Raw genomic sequence first — 7,542 nt, 5'->3', positions numbered from 1 at the left:
AGCATTTTGAAATATAGTAATAAAATTAATATAAACTGGCAATAAAGATAAATACCGTTTATTAAATGATACGAATACTCTAGGATTATTTTTTATTAGTTGTGATAGAGTCAATTGATTATTATTATTGTTTATTAGACAATTGACTGTTCGTTTATCCAATAAAAATGGTAGCACTAAACAACCTTTAGCTATGTCTAATTGGTTAATTCTATTTAAAATTGATTTAAATACGGCTCCAGCTAATGCCTCATTATTATATATATAATAATGATTAGTATTGAGTTTTATATTTTTTTTCCCATTCATAATGCCATCCTATCTCCAATCTGTTTGAAAGAGAATAAAAAAAACCATTATTTATCTCAATACCTATCGTATTTTGAAAACCATCTATCTTTAAATCTAATTCTCTTATACCTCTTACAACACCAATTGCCTGATTACATATATTTTTTTCAAGTTCATCAATATTAGCCTCATTATTATATATTGCTCTTTCTATTTCTCTATATTGATCATCAAATATTCTTTCCCATCTTTCAACGCATGTGCTTTCAAATTTTTCTATTTGTTCAGTGGTTACATAATTATCCTTAAGCCACCACGCAATATTATTCATCGCATTTAGCATAAAAGTAGTATATTTTGTTATTCGTCTGGATTTTTTTTCTCCATATCCCAACTCACCAATTTCATTTAATTGTCTAATGAACATTTGCTCCTCAAGATTTTCTGGCAACTCATTTATAAAGTTTCTGATAGGTAATGAAACATTTCCATATACATCCTTACATACATTAACTTTTAAAAGTTTAATTTCATCAAACGTCATCACAAAATTCTGACATTTCCTAATCCCATCATATTTACTATGACTTAACTTTGTGAATAACTGAGAATAAATTTTGTCTAAATCTTTTTCGGGAACTGGCCAATTGTTGTTAATATAATTTTTAATTTTCTGTTCTATATCTCCCACATCAAGTTGAATATCGAGTTTCAGTAGAAATTCAGATAAATTTTTTTCATCTAAGTTCAAAACTATATCTATATGCTTTCTACTTTCATTACCTCTAGTTTTATTCAATAACTCAACTAATTGTTTTTTAAAGAGTGATAAATTTTTATCAAAAATAAATTGTTTATGTATTTTAATAAATTCATTATTATTTTCTGTTTTATTCGTAATAAACCGGAATGAATGGATAGTCAAAAAATCATCAAGCTTTTTAATGTAGCCAACCCATCTGCTAAGTGTTTCCCACAATATTGGATCACGATTACTCATCGTAACAATACCGCCTGTCTTATCAGTCTGTATTGAATGCTTTAATTGAATTAATATTTTAGTATTTTCATTGGTTTCTAAATGAACGTCTTCTATGGACTCATAACCAATTTTTTCTCCCTCTTTTAATTGTAAAGCAAGATAAATAAAATAATAAAATTGATAATCAAATCCTAATCCTTGCGCTCCTGCTGAACTTTTGTTTAATTCTATTTTGACTGTATCCATAACCTAATATCGCTAAAATACATTTTAATAGATTCTTTATTGACATTTCTTTAGATATCAATAAAAACTTAAATTTTTTTAAAAAACAAATATTAATCATGCGCCTTTAATTTTATTATTTTAAGATAAAATAATATAGATATTAGTTTTAAAATGTAAAGATTAATTTAATTTATTATCGAATAGCAAAACCTATTATATATCTTCATATAAATCATAAATTTATATTATATATCAGCAAATAGTGTAACTGTATTACAAAAACAACAGTTCAAAATTACTTATTTTTCAAAAATCTAAATTTAGCATTTTTAATTACATGATTGATGAAGAGATTAATTTATTTTAGCATCTGCAATAATTAATTTACCCTTTTAGGTTTATATAAACACAACTACAATTATGCTGTTTTAACAATAAAACTTTAGATCCCATTATAAGGAAATTCTATATGACAGCCAGCACCACACTACTGCCCATTACAGAAATCGCCCGCAACTGCGGCATCCCTGAACAATACCTTATGTCTTACGGCCGTGAAGTAGCTAAGGTAGATTTACAGGTGATTCGGCCGGATGCAAAACAGGGCAAGCTGGTGCTGGTCTCAGCCATTACGCCTACGCCGCTGGGTGAAGGTAAAACGGTTACGACAATCGGGCTGAGTCAGGGGCTGAATTTTATCGGGCAGAAGGCGATTGCCTGTATTCGCCAGCCCAGTCTGGGGCCGGTGTTTGGGGTGAAAGGTGGTGCTGCTGGCGGTGGTAAGGCTCAGGTGTTGCCGATGGAGAAGCTTAATCTGCATTTAACCGGTGATATTCATGCGATTACGGCGGCGCATGATCTCGCCTCTGCGGCACTGGATGCACGCTTATACCATGAGGAGCATCTGGGTGAGGAGTTTACGGCGCAAACGCAGTTGCCACGGCTGAATATTGATAAAAACCGGATTGTGTGGAAACGGGTCATCGACCATAACGACCGTGCGCTGCGCCGGATTAAGGTGGGTGTGGGCGGTGGTGTTAATGGGGTGGAACGGGAAGACGGGTTTGAGATTTCGGCAGCTTCGGAGCTGATGGCGATTCTGGCTCTAGCTACTGATTTACAGGATATGCGCCAGCGTATCGGGCGGATTATTCTGGCTTACGATATTCAGGGTAATCCGATTACGGCGGAACAACTGGAAGTAGCCGGCGCGATGACGGTATTGCTGAAAGAGGCGATTAATCCTAATCTGATGCAGACGGCGGAACAAACGCCGGTGCTGATTCATGCCGGCCCGTTTGCTAATATTGCTCATGGGAATTCTTCGGTGCTGGCGGATAAGGTGGGATTGCAGCTAGCCGATTATGTGGTCACTGAAGCTGGTTTTGGTTCGGATATGGGTATGGAGAAGTTTTTTAATATCAAATATCGCCAGACTGGTGTGGCGCCGTCCTGTGTGGTGCTGGTGGCTACGGTACGCAGTTTGAAATCCAACAGTGGCCGCTTCAATATTAAGCCCGGGCAGGCGTTACCGGCGGAGGTAACGCAATGCAATGTGGAACTGCTGGCAGAAGGCAGTGCCAATCTGGGCTGGCATATCCAGAATGCGAAAAGTTATGGTTTGCCGGTGATTGTGGCGATTAACCGCTTCCCTTACGACCATCAGGAAGAGCTGGATTTTGTTAAACAATATGCTCTGGAACACGGCGCTTGTGCCTGTGAAATCAGTGATGCGTTTACTCAGGGCGGTGCGGGTACGCAAGCGCTGGCACGGCATGTGGTGGCTGCGTGTGCACAGGATAATGCGGTTACTCTGCCCTATGCGGACAGTATGCCGCTGGCGGAAAAGATTCAGACGATGGTGAAAAAATATGGCGCGCGTCAGGCTAATCTGTCTGCACAGGCTGAGCAGAATCTGGCGGAAATCCAGCAGCTCAAGCTTGACCATTTGCCTTTGTGTATGGTGAAAACGCCGTTGTCTATCAGTGCCGACCCTAATCTGAAAAATGTGCCTACTGATTTTGATGTTGAAATCACACGTTTGCAGCTATCAGCCGGTGCCGGTTTTATTCGGGTGTATGCGGGTAATGTGATGACGATGCCGGGGCTGGGTACTTTACCGGCTTACCGGCAGATTGATGTTGATGCTGAGGGCAACATTGTCGGCTTGCATTAGTATTGTTTAGGCGCGATTAATACGGACAGGTGTTAATTATCGCTGAAAAGGCCACGATGGTTTGTATGCTGTTGTGGCTTTTTTCTTGCGGTTTATTGCGGCAGTAGTGCTGGCAGTACGGTTTCAGGCTGGTTTATCTGTGGTGGTATTCTGCTATGCTCGGTTAATAGTGCTGGTGATGTCTGTAAGGATAGCGTTTAATTTTTAGGTATAAATATATGATGATTTTTTGTTATACAAAGTAATTTTGGTGACTTTTAAAATCTTTTGTTTATATTTCATTTATTCATTTTACAATTTAGATTTAATAAATTTAAGTTGTAATTATAATTTCAGATAAATTTTATATTTTTACAATATAATTATTGGTTATATGTAATACAAATTTTATATTTGAAATTAAAAATAACAGGTATACATTACACATAATATAATGTATACCTGTTATTATTTTAACCTAAACCATTTAAGCTAAAGGTTGTAATAAGGCATCGAAAGCATCTACAAATTGTTGTAATCCTTCCTGTTGCAGACGGCTGGCCAGTGATTCAAGGTTAATACCCAGTTGCTCGATTTCAATCAGTACGCTTTTGGCCTGTTGTACGTCCTGAGTTAGGGTAGCAGCAGCTTTGCCGTGGTCGATAAAGGCGTTGAGGGTATTGGCTGGTACGGTATTGATGGTATCTGCACCAATGATGTTTTCTATGTAGCAGACATCGGAATAAGCCGGATTTTTGGTGCCGGTGGAAGCCCAGAGCAAGCGCAGTGGTGCGGCCTGCTGTGCAGCCAGATCGGTGAATTCGCGGCTTTGGGTAAATTCCTGCCATTCGGCATAGGCGGTTTTGGCCAGTGCTATGGCGGTTTTGCCCTGTAAAGAGGCTGGCAGGGTGATGTCCAGTGCGCTGTCAATCCGCGACAGGAAAAAGCTGGCTACTACTTGTATGCGGTCAACGGGCAGGTTGTTGGCCAGACGCTGGCGAATACCGGCTGCATGCGCTTGCCATGATTTTTGTAGCTGTGCTTTGGAAAACAGCAAGGTAAGGTTTACGTTGATGCCTTGTGCCACGAGTGTGGTTAGAGCCTGTATGCCGCTATTGGTAGCAGGTATTTTTATCATGACATTGGGGCGGTCAAGCAGTTTCCATAGGCGTACAGCTTCGGTAACGGTGGCCTGTGTGTCGTCGGCCAGATCGGGAGCGACTTCCAGACTGACAAAGCCGGCTTTACCCTGAGTGCGCTCATATAAAGGCAGGCAAATATCACATGCAGCCTGTACATCAGCCATGGCTAGCTGTTCGTAACGCTGTTTCGGGGTAAGTGCCTGCTGTTTGAGACGGGCGATATCGCTCTGGTACAGGCTGTCGCCGGCGAAGGCTTTCTGGAAAATGGCCGGATTGGAAGTCACGCCACTGATGCCTGCCTCCAGCATTTGTGCCAGCTCTCCCGACTGAATCAGGCTTCTGGAAAGGTTGTCCAACCAGATTTGCTGTCCCAGTGTGTTGACTTGTGATAATACGGCCATATTATTTCCTTGTGGTAAATATCTGTTAGATATGATTTGTTTAGGTTAATCAATCGATTGAACCGGTTACTCATGGGTTATGGTTTACTCTAACGAGGCTTGGGTATTTTGACAAGTTCCTTAAGCAAACATAATGACTGTTATCAGGTTATAATCAGGTTAAATTTGTTGTGTCTTTGTTTGCTTATTATTGCTGCTGATGGTGCTATGAACGTTCAGGATAAATATTTAGACTGGGGCAAGGAAGTTTTTGCTATTGAAGAGCAGGCTGTACGCGAAGTTGCGGCCAGTCTGGATGAGCATTTTGCCGCGGCTGTGGCCACTATTCTGGATTGCCGTGGGCGGGTGATTATTACCGGTATGGGTAAAAGTGGCCATATCGGGCGCAAGATTGCTGCTTCTATGGCTTCCACTGGTACACCGGCCTATTTTGTTCATCCGGCTGAAGCAGGACATGGCGATCTGGGTATGATTGTTGATGGTGATGTGTTGATTGCTCTGTCCAATTCCGGTGAAAGTGAGGAAATTCTGGCGCTGATACCGGCCATCAAGCGCAAACATGTGCAGCTAATCTGTATTACCGGCAAAACCAGTTCCAGTATGGCAAGGCATGCGGATATTCATTTGTGCGCTCATGTATCACATGAGGCCTGTCCGTTGGGGCTGGCACCTACATCCAGTACCACTGCGGTGCTGGTACTGGGCGATGCGCTGACGGTTGCGCTGTTGCGGGCACGTCAGTTTACGCCGGAAGATTTTGCACTGAGCCATCCGGCCGGTAGTTTGGGTAAGCGTTTGTTGTTAACGGTGGCCGATGTGATGCATGGTGGTCAGGATATGCCGCTGGTACAGGAAGATACGCTATTGCGTCAGGCCATTGTGACTATGAGCGAAAAAGGCTTGGGCATGCTGATAGTGGTAGACTGCAACGGGCAGTTAACTGGTTTGTTTACAGATGGCGATTTACGCCGCCTGTTTCAGAGTAACCAGCAGTTGAAAGACTGGGTGATGGCGGATGTGATGGGGCATGCGCCTAAAACCATTACTCAGGAGCGGCTGGCTACGGAAGCTTTGAAAACCATGCAGGCCAATAAGGTAAATGGTCTGGTGGTTATTGATGTGGATAACCGTCCGGTGGGTGCGCTGAATATGCATGATTTATTACAGGCGCGCATTGTTTAGACGGATTGGCAAGTTATTTTAAAGGTATGTTGATGAATGCAATGATGTCTGCTACTGCGCTATTGCAGGCTGCACAGCAAATCAGGCTGTTTATTATGGATGTAGACGGGGTGCTGACTGATGGCCGTATCTTTATCCGTGATAATGGCGAGGAAATCAAGGCATTCCATACGCTGGACGGGCATGGGCTGAAAATGCTGCACCGGCACGGTATCCAGACGGCAATTATTACGGGACGTGATGCGCCCTCTGTTGGGATTCGTGTTCAGCAGCTCGGTATTCATCATTACTTTAAGGGTATTACGGATAAACGCAGTTGTTATCAGCAACTGCTCCAGCAACTGGAGCTGGGTGAACAGCAATGTGCTTATATCGGTGATGATGTGGTGGATTTACCGGTGATGAAGCATTGTGGGCTGGCGGTAGCCGTACCCAATGCGCATGAGCTGGTATTACAGCATGCTGATTATGTTACCCGGGCATCGGGCGGTGCCGGTGCGGTACGTGAGGTATGTGATTTGCTACTGGATGCACAAGGTTTTCTGGCTGCTGAGATGGCGGAGTATCTGGCATGAGTGTGTTACGCAGTCGCAGTAACTGGGCGTTCCCGCTGATTCTGGCGGTGGCGCTTGGTGGTATCAGCTTCTGGCTCGACCGCATTACTGAAGTGAAAATGGTGGAAGTTCCGCTGAATCCGAAAGAACCGAAATATGAGATTAGTACGATTAACGGTGAACGCTTTGATGAGCACGGGCAGTTGAGTGAAACTATCCATGCAACTGCTGCACGGCAGTTTCCACAGCAGACAGTTATCTATATCGATAATCCTGATATGAGTCTGTATAAAAACGGCGCAGAACTGTATCGTGTTAAGGCCAGTACTGGCCAGTATTATACTGACAGCCGTAAGGTGGATTTGCTTGGGCAGGTAATGTGGCACAAGAAGTCGGTAGGCGATGAGCCGGAAGGCCAGCTGCAAACCAGTGTTTTACATGTAGATACACAAACTCAGGTGATTAAAACGGATGCACCGGTCACATACCAGTATGGTATGTCACGTGGTACATCGCAAGGTTTTGAATATGACAAACAGCGCGGTTTTCTGAATTTACCCGCGCGTGTAAAGGCTATTATTTATGATCCGCATTCGCACTAATGGTA

Annotated in this window: 7 protein-coding genes; 4 read left to right on the top strand and 3 right to left on the bottom strand. The window is 42.5% G+C overall.

Translation table 11 applies throughout. The annotated features are described in order from the left end of the window. Both BGI33_RS13480 and BGI33_RS09015 read right to left on the bottom strand, forming a co-directional pair. A partial coding sequence (locus BGI33_RS13480; RefSeq protein WP_218965176.1) for a three component ABC system middle component occupies positions 1-309 on the bottom strand: 309 nt, incomplete at its 3' end. Further along, positions 275-1,519 carry an ABC-three component system protein gene (locus BGI33_RS09015; RefSeq protein WP_100090870.1) on the bottom strand — a complete coding sequence of 415 codons (1,245 nt, stop codon included), beginning with the start codon at positions 1,517-1,519 and terminating at the stop codon, positions 275-277. The genes BGI33_RS13480 and BGI33_RS09015, both read right to left, overlap by 35 nt. 451 nt (positions 1,520-1,970) lie before the next feature. Between BGI33_RS09015 and BGI33_RS09010 the strand changes: the two genes are divergently transcribed. Continuing rightward, entirely contained in the window at positions 1,971-3,677 is a 1,707-nt protein-coding gene (locus BGI33_RS09010) for a formate--tetrahydrofolate ligase (RefSeq protein ID WP_100090869.1), read from the top strand. A gap of 466 nt (positions 3,678-4,143) precedes the next feature. Here the strand turns inward: BGI33_RS09010 and tal are convergent, their stop codons facing one another. After that, the gene (gene tal, locus BGI33_RS09005) at positions 4,144-5,199 is read right to left on the bottom strand and encodes a transaldolase (RefSeq protein WP_100090868.1); all 1,056 of its coding nucleotides are present in this window, start codon (positions 5,197-5,199) and stop codon (positions 4,144-4,146) included. A gap of 207 nt (positions 5,200-5,406) precedes the next feature. On the opposite strand from tal, the gene BGI33_RS09000 reads away from it, so the two are divergent. Genes BGI33_RS09000 through lptC form a run of 3 tightly spaced genes read left to right on the top strand, consistent with a single transcriptional unit; the run spans position 5,407 to position 7,537 of the window. Then, the gene (locus tag BGI33_RS09000; protein WP_100090884.1) at positions 5,407-6,381 is read left to right on the top strand and encodes a KpsF/GutQ family sugar-phosphate isomerase; all 975 of its coding nucleotides are present in this window, start codon (positions 5,407-5,409) and stop codon (positions 6,379-6,381) included. 41 nt (positions 6,382-6,422) lie between these two features. Then, positions 6,423-6,956 carry a 3-deoxy-manno-octulosonate-8-phosphatase KdsC gene (kdsC, locus tag BGI33_RS08995; RefSeq protein WP_100090883.1) on the top strand — a complete coding sequence of 178 codons (534 nt, stop codon included), beginning with the start codon at positions 6,423-6,425 and terminating at the stop codon, positions 6,954-6,956. Further along, positions 6,953-7,537: an LPS export ABC transporter periplasmic protein LptC gene (gene lptC / locus BGI33_RS08990; RefSeq protein ID WP_100090867.1), complete on the top strand. Its 585-nt coding sequence runs from the start codon at positions 6,953-6,955 to the stop codon at positions 7,535-7,537. The genes kdsC and lptC overlap by 4 nt, the downstream gene beginning before the upstream one ends. Positions 7,538-7,542 lie beyond the last annotated feature (5 nt).

It is taken from the genome of Snodgrassella alvi, from assembly GCF_002777425.1.
GTDB classification, from domain to species: Bacteria; Pseudomonadota; Gammaproteobacteria; order Burkholderiales; family Neisseriaceae; genus Snodgrassella; species Snodgrassella alvi_B.
The sequence above is the reverse complement of the archived record's forward strand: the minus strand, read 5'-3'. Positions and strand labels throughout refer to the sequence as shown.